At 70.8% G+C, this 13,272-nt stretch carries 13 protein-coding genes; 6 read left to right on the top strand and 7 right to left on the bottom strand.

Going from position 1 to position 13,272, the window contains the following annotated elements; genetic code table 11:
* Nucleotides 1-2: 2 nt before the first annotated feature.
* Nucleotides 3-1,658 carry a threonine/serine exporter ThrE family protein gene (locus ACFYZZ_RS42555; protein WP_389188608.1) on the bottom strand — a complete coding sequence of 552 codons (1,656 nt, stop codon included), beginning with the start codon at nt 1,656-1,658 and terminating at the stop codon, nt 3-5.
* Nucleotides 1,659-1,761: 103 nt separating this feature from the next.
* Entirely contained in the window at nt 1,762-2,253 is a 492-nt protein-coding gene (locus ACFYZZ_RS42550) for an inorganic diphosphatase (protein WP_010044289.1), read from the bottom strand.
* 79 nt (nt 2,254-2,332) lie between these two features.
* On the opposite strand from ACFYZZ_RS42550, the gene dacB reads away from it, so the two are divergent.
* The 6 genes from dacB (at nt 2,333) to folE (ending at nt 10,047) form a co-directional block, all read left to right on the top strand.
* The gene (gene dacB / locus ACFYZZ_RS42545; RefSeq protein ID WP_389188605.1) at nt 2,333-3,934 is read left to right on the top strand and encodes a D-alanyl-D-alanine carboxypeptidase/D-alanyl-D-alanine-endopeptidase; all 1,602 of its coding nucleotides are present in this window, start codon (nt 2,333-2,335) and stop codon (nt 3,932-3,934) included.
* 89 nt (nt 3,935-4,023) lie between these two features.
* The gene (locus ACFYZZ_RS42540) at nt 4,024-5,169 is read left to right on the top strand and encodes a zinc-dependent metalloprotease (RefSeq protein ID WP_389188603.1); all 1,146 of its coding nucleotides are present in this window, start codon (nt 4,024-4,026) and stop codon (nt 5,167-5,169) included.
* 192 nt (nt 5,170-5,361) lie between these two features.
* Entirely contained in the window at nt 5,362-6,432 is a 1,071-nt protein-coding gene (tilS, locus tag ACFYZZ_RS42535; protein WP_389188600.1) for a tRNA lysidine(34) synthetase TilS, read from the top strand.
* An 84-nt stretch (nt 6,433-6,516) separates the two neighbouring features.
* On the top strand, nt 6,517-7,077 hold the full coding sequence (hpt, locus tag ACFYZZ_RS42530) for a hypoxanthine phosphoribosyltransferase (protein ID WP_389188597.1): 561 nt from the start codon (nt 6,517-6,519) through the stop codon (nt 7,075-7,077).
* Nucleotides 7,078-7,272: 195 nt separating this feature from the next.
* Complete coding sequence (ftsH, locus tag ACFYZZ_RS42525) at nt 7,273-9,312, top strand: ATP-dependent zinc metalloprotease FtsH (protein WP_389188594.1); 2,040 nt, start codon at nt 7,273-7,275, stop codon at nt 9,310-9,312.
* A 129-nt stretch (nt 9,313-9,441) separates the two neighbouring features.
* Nucleotides 9,442-10,047 carry a GTP cyclohydrolase I FolE gene (gene folE / locus ACFYZZ_RS42520; protein ID WP_389188591.1) on the top strand — a complete coding sequence of 202 codons (606 nt, stop codon included), beginning with the start codon at nt 9,442-9,444 and terminating at the stop codon, nt 10,045-10,047.
* Between the two features lie 31 nt (nt 10,048-10,078).
* On the opposite strand, the gene ACFYZZ_RS42515 is transcribed toward folE, so the two are convergent.
* From ACFYZZ_RS42515 to folP, 5 genes are all read right to left on the bottom strand, one after another.
* Nucleotides 10,079-10,567 (bottom strand): DUF3180 domain-containing protein, encoded by a 489-nt coding sequence (locus tag ACFYZZ_RS42515; protein ID WP_386579532.1) that lies wholly within the window; start codon nt 10,565-10,567, stop codon nt 10,079-10,081.
* Nucleotides 10,568-10,625: 58 nt separating this feature from the next.
* Complete coding sequence (folK, locus tag ACFYZZ_RS42510) at nt 10,626-11,237, bottom strand: 2-amino-4-hydroxy-6-hydroxymethyldihydropteridine diphosphokinase (protein WP_389188588.1); 612 nt, start codon at nt 11,235-11,237, stop codon at nt 10,626-10,628.
* A complete protein-coding gene (gene folB, locus ACFYZZ_RS42505) occupies nt 11,234-11,593 on the bottom strand; it encodes a dihydroneopterin aldolase (protein WP_356299925.1) in 360 nt (119 codons plus the stop codon). Before folB ends, folK begins: the two co-directional genes overlap by 4 nt.
* A gap of 249 nt (nt 11,594-11,842) precedes the next feature.
* Nucleotides 11,843-12,382 carry a nuclear transport factor 2 family protein gene (locus ACFYZZ_RS42500; protein ID WP_389188585.1) on the bottom strand — a complete coding sequence of 180 codons (540 nt, stop codon included), beginning with the start codon at nt 12,380-12,382 and terminating at the stop codon, nt 11,843-11,845.
* On the bottom strand, nt 12,379-13,239 hold the full coding sequence (folP, locus tag ACFYZZ_RS42495; protein ID WP_389188583.1) for a dihydropteroate synthase: 861 nt from the start codon (nt 13,237-13,239) through the stop codon (nt 12,379-12,381). Before folP ends, ACFYZZ_RS42500 begins: the two co-directional genes overlap by 4 nt.
* Nucleotides 13,240-13,272 lie beyond the last annotated feature (33 nt).

Raw genomic sequence — 13,272 nt, 5'->3', positions numbered from 1 at the left:
GCTCAGAACCCCCTGGTCCGCTTGGCAGCCCTCCGCTTGCCCGCGGAGCCGACCCGCAGGGTCAGCCTGGAGATCTCCGATCCCAGGTTGACCCCGATGGCGATCGCCATCGCCAGCGAGGCGGCCTTCGCCAGGGACACCAGCCCCTTGTCGATCTCGTTCTGCGCCATGGACAGCAGCCCGAAGTACGTGGCCGAACCGGGCAGCAGCGGCCCGATCGCCGCCGTCGTGTAGGGCAGCGCGGACGCGAACCGGTACCGCGACAGCAGCTGCCCGAACAGCCCCACCAGCCCCGCGGCCACCGCCGTGGAGGCGACGGGGGAGAGGCCGCCCACGTAGTGCATGGCGCCGTACACCGACCACGCCACACCGCCGTTGAGGGTCACCGCCAGCACGGTGGATCGTTCCTGCTGCAGCAGCACGGCGAACGTCAGCGACAGCACCATGGACGCGGCGATCTGGATCAGCGGCCGCTCGGAGATGTTCATCGCCGCGTCCGGATTCAGCTCGCCGCCCACCTTCACGCCGAAGTACAGGACCATCAGCACACCGATGACGATGCCGACGAAGAAGTACATGACCTCCAGCAGGCGGGCGGCCGCGGTGATGTAGAAGCCCGTCAGCCCGTCCTGCACGCCCGCCACCAGCGCCCGCCCGGGCAGCAGCGCGAACAGCCCACCGGTGACGACCGCGGACGCCGCCACGTCGACGTGCGCCAGCGCGAACGCCACTCCGATCGCCGCCGGGGGCATGGCGGCGATCGTGAACTGGTAGAACTCCGGCAGTCCCCGCCCCGCGCACAGCCACGCCAGCCGGTCGCCGAGCATCGCGCCGATCGCCGCCGCGACGAAGACGATCAGGTCACCGCCGACCAGCACGGAGGCCGCACCCGCGAGCAGCCCGCTCGCCAGGGTCAGGGCCCAGCCGGGGTAGGGGTGCCGGTTGCGGCGGATCTCCGCCAGACGCCGGTAGGCCTCCTCCAGCGAGACATGGGTCTCCGGGTCGGTCAGGTCGTCCACCAGCCGGAACACGGCCGCGAGCCGCGTGTAGTCCGTGCCCCGCCGGCGTACGGTCCGGGACGCGGTGACCGGGTCCTCCACCAGGGACGGCTGGTGGGAGATCGACAGCAGCGTGAAGGTGACCGTCGGCTCGCAGCGGTCCAGGCCATAGGACCGGCACACCGCGAACATCGCGGCCTCCACGTCCTCCGCGCCCTCGCCGCCCGCCAGCAGCAGTTCCCCGATACGCAGCGTCAGGTCGAGCACGCGCGGGACCGCGGGCCCGCCCTCCTCGGCCTTCTGCACCGGCTCCGGCGCCGGCCGCTCGGCCACCGGCATGCGCAGCATCGTGCGCATCCGGTCCTGCCAGGGCGCGTCCTTGATCAGGCTGACCGCCGGCATCCCGGTCGCCGGGGTGAACGCGGGCGGGGCGTCCTTGGCGCTGTAGGTGCGCGGCAGGCTGAACGCCGACCCCTCCGGCTCGGCACTGGGCGGCTGCGGCGCCGCCAGCCCCTCCGGCACGGCGAACTCGGAGGTGGCCTCCGGCTCACCGGCGCCCTCGGGGACCTCGATGCCCTCGGGAACGGCGAACTCGGACGTGATCTCCGGGTCGTACCGCGCCTCGTCGGACCGGGGCTTGCGGTCCTCCGCCTCCGTCACCTCGCACCGCTCCCTGAACGCAACATTCCGTAGGGCTCAGTATGCGCATGGGTACGCGAACGGGCCGCACGCGTGCGCGTGCGGCCCGTGGCAACAGAGAGGCTCAGTGGCCGCCCTGCTCCTTGAAGCGCTTGTAGGACCGCTCGATCTCGATCTCGGCGTCCGTGCGGCCCACCCAGTTGGCACCCTCGACCGACTTGCCGGGCTCCAGGTCCTTGTACACCTCGAAGAAGTGCTGGATCTCCAGGCGGTCGAACTCCGACACGTGGTGGATGTCGCGCAGGTGCTCCACCCGCGGGTCGGTGGCCGGAACGCACAGCAGCTTGTCGTCGCCGCCCGCCTCGTCCGTCATCCGGAACATGCCGATCGCGCGGCACTTGATCAGGCAGCCGGGGAAGGTCGGCTCGTCCAGGATGACCAGCGCGTCCAGCGGGTCGCCGTCCTCGCCGAGGGTGTTCTCGACGAAGCCGTAGTCGGTCGGGTAGGCGGTCGAGGTGAAGAGGCGACGGTCCAGGCGGATCCGACCGGTCTCGTGGTCCACCTCGTACTTGTTCCGCGAACCCTTCGGGATCTCGATCGTGACGTCGAACTCCACCGGTGGCTCCTCCATGATCAGCACATAGTTCTGGTGGTTAAGTGTCCCTCACGCAGGTGTGTGATCGCGAAAGGGGCTGGTGGTCGTGCCAGAGCTGAGGCCTTGGCGAGCCGCGAGACCGCAGGTGCTGCGGATCGCGAACGCCGTACGACCGCGACTGGCGCGCGCCGTGACGGCCGCGAAACCAGGGGTCGCGCGGCTGACGAAGGCAGTGCGCCCCGGGCTTGCACACCTCCCTCGGCCGCGAGCCCTCAGGACCTGGCAGTACACCGCGGGCGCCGCCACCGCCGGGCTGGCGCTGGCCGCCGGTGTGGTGACCGTCGCCGGTCCCTGGGACGCCAACGGTCAGCGTACGGCCGAGCGGGACCGGGCCGCCGCCCTGGAGCGGTCAGGTGGCGCAGATCACGGCGCCTTGGGCACGAGCGCGCGGGGCCCCCGGCCCGCACCGAGCGCCCCGGCCGTCCTGACGGGCCTGGGCGGCACCACGGGCACCGTCAGCACCAAGAAGGCCCCGCCGGGCCAAAAGGCCCTCGCGGACGTCCTGGGGCCGCTCCTGGACGCCTCCGCGCTCGGCGGCGGCCATGCGGCGGCCGTCGTCGACGTCAGCACCGGCAAGCAGTTGTACGGCACCGCCGCCGACCAGGCCTTCACCCCCGCCTCCACCACCAAGATCGCCACCGCCGTCGCCGCGCTGTCCGCCCTCGGCCCCGACCACCGCCTCACCACCCGCGCCGCGCTCGAACCCGACACCAAGGAACTGGTGCTGGTCGGCGGCGGCGACCCCACCCTCACCGCCCACCCGAAGGCCGAAAGCTGGGCGAGCCTGCGCACGCTCGCCGCCGACACCGCGGCCGCCCTCAGGAAGCGCGGCCTCGGCAAGATCACGCTCTCCTACGACACCACGCTCTTCTCCGGCCCCGCGCTGCATCCCATCGGCGTCAACGACAACCTCGCCCCGGTCAGCGCCCTGACCGCCGACGAGGGCCGCGCCGACGCCTCCACCAGGGGCGCGGCGCCCCGCGTGAGCGACCCGGCGGCCGACGCGGCCCGCAAGTTCGCGGACTACCTCAAGCAGGCCGGCATCAAGGCCACGCCCCCCGGGCCCTCCAAGGCCACCAACCGCGCCGAGACCCTCGCCACCGTCTCCTCGCCCCCGCTGTCCGCCCTGGTCGAGCGCATGCTGACGAACAGCGACAACGACATCGCCGAGGCCCTGGCCCGCCAGACCGCCCTGGCCAGTGGTCGGGCGGGGAGCTTCGACGGCGGCGCGAAGGCCATCGCCACCCAGCTGACCAAGCTCGGCCTGCCCATGTCCGGCGCCGCCTTCCACGACGGCAGCGGCCTCAACCGCGACGACCGGCTCACGGCGAACCTCCTCACCGCCCTGCTGGTCAAGGCCGCCGACCCGGCCCGTCCCGGCCTCCGCCCGGTCCTCACCGGCCTCCCGGTGGCCGGCTTCACCGGCACCCTGACCGACCGCTACACCGACGGCGCGGCAGGCGTCGTACGCGCGAAGACAGGCACCCTGACCGGCGTGAACACCCTGGCGGGCACGGTCGTCGACCAGGACGGCCATTTCCTGGCCTTCGCCTTCCTGGCCTCCGACACGACCGACCCCCAGGAGGCCCAGACGGCCCTGGACAAGACGGCGACGGCACTGGCGGACTGCGGCTGCCGGTAGGCGCCAACACCCGTCACCACACGAGAAACCGCACCTCACCCGACGCCCACGGCCTGCCCCAAGCGGGAGCGCTCACGTACCGTTGACGCATGACGAGCTTCGGTGGCACCGCATCTCCCGGGATGGTCGACTGGAACCTCGCGGTGGCGACCGCGACACGGCTCGTACGACCGGGCCCCGAAGTCAGCCGCGACGAGGCCAGGGCCGTCGTTGCGGAGCTGCGCCGGCACGCGAAGGCCTCGGAGGAACACGTCCGGGGCTTCACCCGGATGGGCACCGGGGAAACCCACGACACCCCCGTCCTGGTCGTCGACCGCCCGGGCTGGGTCCGGGCGAACGTCGCCGGCTTCCGGGAGATCCTCAAGCCCCTCCTGGAGAAGATGCAGGAACGCCGCGGCAGCAGCCCCGGCAACGTGGTCCTCGGCGCCGTCGGCGGCAAGGTCACCGGCGTCGAACTCGGCATGCTGCTGTCCTTCCTCTCCTCCCGCGTCCTCGGCCAGTACGAGACCTTCGCCCCCGCCTCCCGCGACCTCCCGGCCGGCGGCCCCCCTGATGCACCGAGTGGCGGCCGTCTCCTCCTCGTCGCCCCCAACATCGTCCACGTGGAGCGCGAACTCGACGTCGAGCCGCACGACTTCAGGCTCTGGGTGTGCCTGCACGAGGAGACCCACCGCACGCAGTTCACCGCCGTGCCCTGGCTCCGTGACCACCTCGAGGGTGAAATCCAGTCGTTCTTGGCGGAGACCGACGTCGATCCGATGACCGTCCTGGAGCGCATTCGGGAAGCCGCCCAGTCCCTCGCCGGCGGCCGCCCCGAGGGCGAGGAGGACGACGGCGGACGCTCCTTCGTGGAGCTGGTGCAGACCCCGGTCCAGCGCGAGATCCTCGGCCGCCTCACCGCGGTCATGTCGCTGCTGGAGGGCCACGCCGACTTCGTCATGGACGGGGTGGGCCCGAGCGTCGTGCCGACCGTCTCCGAGATCCGCGAGAAGTTCCAGCAGCGCCGCGCCAGGGGCGCCTCCCGCCTCGACCTCGCCCTGCGCAAGCTGCTCGGTCTGGACGCCAAGCTCAGGCAGTACCGGGACGGCGAACGCTTCGTGCGCGCGGTCGTCGAACAGGTCGGCATGGACGGCTTCAACCGCGTGTGGACATCCCCCAACACCCTGCCCACCAAGGCGGAGATCGCCAAACCGGCGGACTGGGTCGCACGGGTGCACCGCAAGGCCGAGTCGTGAACCGCGTGAGGCAGTCGTGAACCGAATCCGGCCTACGGCAGGCGAATGCCCCTCCAATCACCCGTCCGAGGGACCGTGAGCGATGGGTAAGCGTGCAATGCTCGGGGAACGGCCCGCTTCTGTCACCATCTACACACTCTGAGTGACCGACCTCGGGCTCACCCCCCGAAAACTTCATGAAGGGAACCGGACATGGGTCCCCATCCTGCGGTCGCGGCGATACGCCTGGCGGTCCGCCGCGTCCTTCACGACCTCCTCACCGAACACAGCTGCATCACCGAAGCCGCGATGACAGCCGCGACGGCTGCCACCGCGGATGCCCGCGAACCGAGCCGGAACGAGCGCACCCCCTCCCCGCTCGTGCTGGTCGCGTGCTCCGGCGGCGCCGACTCCATGGCGCTCGCCTCGGCCCTCGCCTTCGAGGCCCCCAAGCTCGGCATCCGTGCCGGCGGCATCACCGTGGACCACGGCCTCCAGCACGGCTCCGACCTCCGGGCCGCGGAGGTCGTCCTCAGGCTGCGCGAACTCGGCCTCGACCCCGCCGAGTCCATCGCCGTGTCCGTCGGCCGCGAGGGCGGCCCCGAGGCCGCCGCCCGAGACGCCCGCTACGCCGCCCTCGACGCCGCGGCCGAACGACACGGCGCCGCCGCGGTCCTGCTCGGCCACACCCGCGACGACCAGGCCGAAACCGTCCTGCTCGGCCTCGCCCGCGGCTCCGGCATCCGCTCCCTGTCCGGAATGGCCGCGGTCTCGGGGGCCGACGGCCGTTACCGGCGCCCCTTCCTGCACATCGACCGGCAGACCGCCCGCAAGGCCTGCATGGTCCAGTCCCTGCCCGTCTGGGACGACCCGCACAACGCCGACCCCGCCTACACCCGCTCCCGGCTCCGGCACGAAGGTCTGCCCGCCCTGGAGAAGGCCCTCGGCAAAGGCGTCGTCGAGGCCCTCGCCCGCACCGCCCAGCTCTCCCGCGACGACGCCGACGCCCTCGACGCCTGGGCCTCCCAGGCCGAGGCCTCCGTACGCGACGCCATGGGCCTCCTGGAGTGCGCCAAGCTCTACGCCCTCCCGCCCGCCGTACGCCGCCGGATCCTGCGCCGCGCCGCCATCGAGGCCGGTGCCCCGGCCGGCTCGCTCTTCGCCCGCCACATCGAGGAAGTCGACCGGCTGATCACCGGCTGGCGCGGCCAGAAAGCCATCAATCTCCCCGGCAAAGTCGTCGCCCAGCGTCAGGGTGGCAGACTGGTGATTCGGCAAGGCTGAATCCCGACCCCCGGAGCGACCCTCCGACGGGCCGGACAGCCGGTGGCCGTAAGAGCGGCCGTAAGTGCGGGACGACCGAAAGTGATGCGGGTGGACGCGAAAGACATGGGTGCCGACCTCAAGCAGGTGCTCATCACCAAGGAAGAGATCGACGCGAAGCTGGCCGAGCTGGCCGCGAAGATCGACGCGGAGTACGCGGGCAAGGACCTGCTCATCGTCGGCGTGCTCAAGGGCGCCGTCATGGTCATGGCCGACCTGGCCCGGGCGCTGTCCACCCCCGTCACGATGGACTGGATGGCCGTGTCGTCCTACGGCGCGGGCACCCAGTCCTCCGGTGTCGTGCGGATCCTCAAGGACCTGGACACCGACATCCAGGGCAAGCACGTCCTGATCGTCGAGGACATCATCGACTCCGGACTCACCCTGTCCTGGCTGCTGTCCAACCTCGGTTCCCGTGAGCCGGAGTCCCTCAAGGTGTGCACGCTGCTGCGCAAGCCGGACGCCGCCAAGGTCGCCATCGACGTGGAATGGGTCGGCTTCGACATCCCCAACGAGTTCGTCGTCGGCTACGGCCTCGACTACGCCGAGAAGTACCGCAACCTGCCGTTCGTCGGTACGCTCGCGCCTCACGTCTACGGCGGCTGAGCCAATCGGGCCAGCCCCTGTAAGACGATCGGGAACCCCAGCGGGTTTCGCGCCGTTGGAGCAAGCAGAGACGGGAACGCCAGCCGTCCATGCCACTCCGTGCGGCTTCGGACAACAATGCTGGGGTACCGTCAGAAGAACTGTCTTATCAAACTCACTATGGCAGGAGGGACGGGGCGGCACCGCTCCGTATGGATGGACGTGAAGCGATACTTCCGTGGGCCGGTCATGTGGATCGTGCTGGCCGTCCTTGCCGTGGTCGTGTTGATGCAGGTCGTCGGCTCGTCCGGCGGCTACAAGACGGTGGACACCGGCCAGGTCGTGGCGGCGATCAACGAGAACAAGGTCGAGTCGGCCAAGCTCACCACCGGTGACGAGCAGACCATCAAGGTCACCCTCAAGGACGGCCAGAAGGTCGAGGACAGCTCGAAGATCCAGGCGAGCTACATCGGCGACCAGGGCGTGGCCATCGCCGCCACACTGCAGAACAAGTACCAGGACAAGCAGATCCCGGACGGCTACACGGTCTCGCCGTCCAAGCAGAACCCGTTCGTCGGCGTCCTGCTCTCCCTGCTGCCCTTCGTCCTGATCGTGGTCGTCTTCCTGTTCCTGATGAATCAGATGCAGGGCGGCGGCTCCCGGGTCATGAACTTCGGCAAGTCCAAGGCCAAGCTCATCACCAAGGACACCCCGAAGACGACCTTCTCCGACGTCGCGGGCTGCGACGAGGCCGTCGAGGAGCTCCACGAGATCAAGGAGTTCCTCCAGGAGCCGGCCAAGTTCCAGGCCGTCGGCGCCAAGATCCCCAAGGGCGTGCTCCTCTACGGCCGTCCCGGCACCGGCAAGACGCTGCTCGCGCGCGCCGTGGCCGGCGAGGCCGGAGTGCCCTTCTACTCGATCTCCGGTTCCGACTTCGTCGAGATGTTCGTCGGTGTCGGTGCCTCCCGAGTCCGTGACCTCTTCGAGCAGGCCAAGGCGAACGCCCCGGCGATCGTCTTCGTCGACGAGATCGACGCGGTCGGCCGCCACCGCGGCGCCGGCCTCGGCGGCGGTCACGACGAGCGCGAGCAGACGCTGAACCAGCTGCTCGTCGAGATGGACGGCTTCGACGTCAAGGGCGGCGTGATCCTCATCGCCGCGACGAACCGGCCCGACATCCTCGACCCGGCGCTGCTCCGCCCCGGCCGCTTCGACCGCCAGATCGCGGTCGACCCGCCGGACCTGCAGGGCCGCATGGAGATCCTCAAGGTTCACCAGAAGGGCAAGCCGGTCGCGCCCGACGTCGACCTGGCCGCCGTCGCCCGCCGCACCCCCGGCATGACCGGCGCCGACCTCGCCAACGTGCTGAACGAGGCCGCGCTGCTCACCGCCCGCAGCGACCAGAAGCTGATCGACAACAAGGCGCTGGACGAGGCGATCGACCGCGTGGTCGCGGGCCCGCAGAAGCGGACCCGGATCATGTCGGACAAGGAGAAGAAGATCACCGCGTACCACGAGGGCGGTCACGCCCTGGTCGCGGCGGCCTCGCCGAACTCCGACCCGGTCCACAAGATCACGATCCTCTCCCGCGGCCGCGCCCTCGGCTACACGATGGTGCTCCCGGACGAGGACAAGTACTCGACCACCCGCAACGAGATGCTCGACCAGCTGGCGTACATGCTGGGCGGCCGCGCGGCCGAGGAACTGGTCTTCCACGACCCGACCACCGGCGCCGCCAACGACATCGAGAAGGCCACCAACCTGGCCCGCGCGATGGTCACGCAGTACGGCATGACCGAGCGGCTCGGTGCGATCAAGTTCGGCGGCGACAACAGCGAGCCCTTCCTCGGACGTGAGATGGCTCACCAGCGCGACTACTCGGAAGAGGTCGCCGCGCTGGTCGACGAAGAGGTCAAGAAGCTCATCGAGACCGCGCACAACGAGGCCTGGGAGATCCTGGTCGAGAACCGCGACGTGCTCGACCAGCTCGTCCTCCACCTGCTGGAGAAGGAGACCCTGGGCAAGGAGGAGATCGCCGAGATCTTCGCCCCGATCCACAAGCGCCCGCCGCGGCCCGCGTGGACCGGCTCCTCCCGCCGCACCCCGTCCACCCGCCCGCCGGTGCTCTCCCCGAAGGAGCTGGCACTGACCAACGGGGCGAACGGCTCGACGGCGGCGATCAGCACGGTCAAGTCGACGGCGTCGGAGTCCGCCCCGGTGACGGACAAGACCCCGGAAGACCGCCCCGAGAGCTGAACACATTCAGCCACCAGGCCGGAATGAATGCCGCGGCCCCCAGGTTCTAGCCTGGGGGGCGCGGCATTTCGCATGTCCGCAGACAGAGCGCGTGGACGCACGCGTGACAGCACAGGAACGAGGAACCAGATGACCGACCCCGTGACCCTGGACGGTGAGGGCACCATCGGCGAGTTCGACGAGAAGCGCGCCGAGAACGCCGTACGGGAACTGCTGATCGCGGTCGGTGAGGATCCGGATCGTGAGGGCCTCAGGGAGACGCCGGCGCGGGTGGCTCGGGCGTACAAGGAGATCTTCGCGGGCTTGTGGCAGAAGCCCGAGGACGTCCTGACGACGACGTTCGACCTGGGGCACGACGAGATGGTGCTCGTGAAGGACATAGAGGTCTACAGCACCTGTGAGCATCATCTGGTGCCGTTCCGGGGCGTCGCCCACGTCGGCTACATCCCGTCCGTGACCGGGAAGATCACCGGTCTGTCCAAGCTGGCCCGGCTCGTGGACGTCTACGCCCGGCGCCCGCAGGTGCAGGAACGGCTCACCACGCAGATAGCGGACTCCCTGATGGAGATCCTGGAGCCGCGGGGCGTGATCGTGGTCGTCGAGTGCGAGCACATGTGCATGTCGATGCGGGGCATCCGCAAGCCGGGCGCGAAGACGATCACCTCGGCGGTGCGCGGTCAGCTGCGCGACGCGACGACGCGGAACGAGGCGATGAGCCTCATCATGGCGCGCTGACCGGCCTGCGCCGAACGACCGGAGCCGGTGGTCAGGCCGCCGGCTCCGCGCCCGCGTGGTTGCGGTCCTCGTCCTCGGGGAGCTTGCAGACCCGCTCCAGGAACATGGCCGCCGCTATCACGCCGATGCCGGCCAGGACCGAGAGGCCGGCGTAGAGGGCCTGGTCGCGGCGGGCAGGGATGTCGAGGAGCTCCAGCAGGAAGACGCCCGTGCCGCCGTACATGCCGGCGACCAGGGCGGCCACCAGGGCGCTGGCCTGGCCGAAGACGACCGCTCGGGCGGCCATCAGCGGGTCGACGCCCTTGGCGCCGGGGCGGCGCTCGCGCTGGGCCCTGAGCCGGGCGCGCAGCGAGAGCGCCGTGGCCAGCAGGACCACCGCGATCAGCGCGAGGACGACGGGGGCGGCCAGAGGGACGCTGGGGAGTGTCCCGATCGAGTTCCAGAGGCGGGCGCCCGCCCAGGACAGGACGCCGGCCACGACGAACACGCCGGCCAGCAACCTGATGCGCAGCTCTCTCACGGTGTCCCTTCAGCTCCCCCGGACCGGTCCCGGACTGTGGTCGTCTTGACCTTAACGACTACTCGGGCAGTCGGAGTTCCAGGTCCCTGCGGGCCTCGACGCCGTCGCGGGTGACGGCCGACAGCAGTTCGGCCACCGTGCCCCGGCCGGGCAGCAGCGCCTGCGGGTCGATGTCGTGCCACGGGGCGAGTACGAAGGCGCGCTCGTGGGCGCGCGGGTGCGGGAGGGTGAGCTGCGGGTCGTCGGAGGTGACGTTCGCGTAGGCGACGATGTCGACGTCCAGGGTGCGCGGTCCCCAGCGCTCGTCGCGGACCCGGTTGAAGGCCTCCTCGACGGCGTGGGCCCGCTCCAGCAGGGAGGACGGCGGCAGGGTGGTCTTCAGGGCGACGACGGCGTTGTAGTAGGAGGGCTGGCTGCCGGGCTCGACGCCCCACGGCTCCGTCTCGTAGACCGGCGACACGGCCTTCACACGGACGCCGGGGGTGTCCTCCAGGGCGTCGACGGCTCCCTGGAGGGTCTCCAGGCGGTTGCCGAGGTTGGAGCCGATGGAGATCACGGCCCATTTCGGGTTGCTCAGTGTCGTGTCGGCGGCGTCCACCTGCTCGACGACCGAGGCGGGCACCGGCTGGACGGTCGGGTCGCTGTGACCCTGGGCGAAAGGTCGGGTCATACTCGGCTCCGGGTGATGGTGACGGTCACGTCGTCGAACGGGACGGTGATCGGGGCGTCCGGCTTGTGGACGCAGACCTCTACCTCCTGGACTCCCTCGTGCTTCAGGCAGGTCTGGGCGATCCGCTCGGCGAGGGTCTCGATGAGGTTCACCGGTTCGCCCTCGACCACGGCCACGACCTCTTCGGCCACGATGCCGTAGTGGACGGTCTTCGCCAGGTCGTCGTCGGCCGCGGCCGGCCGGGTGTCCAGACCAAGGACGAGGTCCACGATGAAGGTCTGGCCCTCCTCGCGCTCCTTGGGGAACACACCGTGGTGCCCGCGGGCCTTCAGGCCGCGCAGCGCGACACGATCCACGCGAATCACTCCTGCAATCGTCGGGAACGACCGGGCGGTGCCGCGTGCGGGCGGCACACCGGCCTCTGACGAATCTACCTGCGGACGCTGACACATCCGGGTGACGGGGGCGCGTGCCCGGGTGGGGACCCGCAGGCTTCACCGTGTGTTTCCCCTGGGGAACCCGGCCGCGTCATGGGCTGGTAGCCGCACATACCCCCGGGTAGGTGATTCCAACCACTTCTTGGTCCGTGTGGGGTTCGTACCCGGTCACGCGAGGGGGTTGTCGCCGGAATTCTCGCCGTTCGCTCCGCTCTGGCCGTTCTCCTCTTCCTCGTCGGATTCGGCCAGTACGGGGGAGGCGTGGTGCGACCAGAGCTTCCAGCCGGTGGGGGTGCGCCGGAACACGTTCGTGGCGACGACGAGCTGGCCGACCAGGGGGCCGAGTTCCGCGCCGTCCTCGGGGGCGGGGCCGCCGCTCAGGATGTTCTCGGTGCAGGTCACCAGGGCGGTGTCGCCGGTGACGGAGACGTGCACGTCGGTGAGGAAGAACTGGATGTAGTCGGTGTTCGCCATGATCAGCGCGTACGACCTGAGGACCTCGGAGCGGCCGGTGAGCACCGGCCAGCCGGGGTGGACGCAGGAGATCACGCCGGTGTCCGCCGGGTCGTGGTACTCCTCGTCCACGCCCAGGTCGGAGGGCGTGAGCCAGAGCGAGGACAGCTCCTCGAAGTCACCGCGCTCCATCGCCTCGTAGAAGGCGGTGTTGGCGGCCTCCACCTGTTCGACGTCCGTGTGGGGGGCGCTCACCGGGCTCCTTCGACGGCGCGCGCCACCCGCACCGCGTCCGCGGTGGCGCGTACCTCGTGCACGCGAACCGCCCATGCGCCGGCGTGCGCCGCGAGCGCAGAGACGGCGGCCGTGGCGGCGTCGCGCTCGCGGGCCGGCGGGGGTGCGCCCTCCGGGCCGGCGAGGACGCGGCCGAGGAACCGCTTGCGGGAGGCGGCGACGAGCAGGGGGTGGCCGAGGGCGTGCAGCCGGTCGAGGTGGGCGAGCAGGGTGAGGTCGTGCTCGGCCTGCTTGGAGAAGCCGAGACCGGGGTCGACGACGATGCGCTCGGGGGCGATGCCGCCCGCGAGAACGGCCTCCACGCGCGCCTGCAGTTCGTCCACGACTTCGGCGACGACGTCCTCGTACACGCCCTGGACGTTGCCGCCCTGCAGGAAGCCGCGCCAGTGCATGACGACGAAGGGGGCGCCCGTGGCGGCGACCACGGGGATCATCGCGGGGTCGGCGAGGCCGCCGCTGACGTCGTTGACGAGGACGGCGCCGGCGGCGAGGGCCTGTTCGGCGACGGAGGCGCGCATGGTGTCGACGGAGACGGCCACGCCTTCGGAGGCGAGGCCGCGGACGACGGGGATGACGCGCCTGAGTTCCTCGGCCTCGTCGACGCGGGTGGCGCCGGGGCGGGTGGACTCGCCGCCGACGTCGACCAGGTCCGCGCCCTCGGCCACCAGGTCCAGGCCGTGCTTGACGGCGACGGTCGTGTCGAACCAGCGGCCGCCGTCGGAGAAGGAATCGGGGGTCACGTTCACGACCCCCATGACCGCGCACCGGTCCCATGCCGGAAGGCCTGCCACTCGGCCGCGCCCGCTGAGGTTGTTCATACGTTCAGCGTAGGCCCAGGGGGGTGTCGCACA

This window comes from Streptomyces sp. NPDC001816 (assembly GCF_042892235.1).
Taxonomy (GTDB): Bacteria; Actinomycetota; Actinomycetes; order Streptomycetales; family Streptomycetaceae; genus Streptomyces.
The sequence above is the reverse complement of the archived record's forward strand: the minus strand, read 5'-3'. Positions and strand labels throughout refer to the sequence as shown.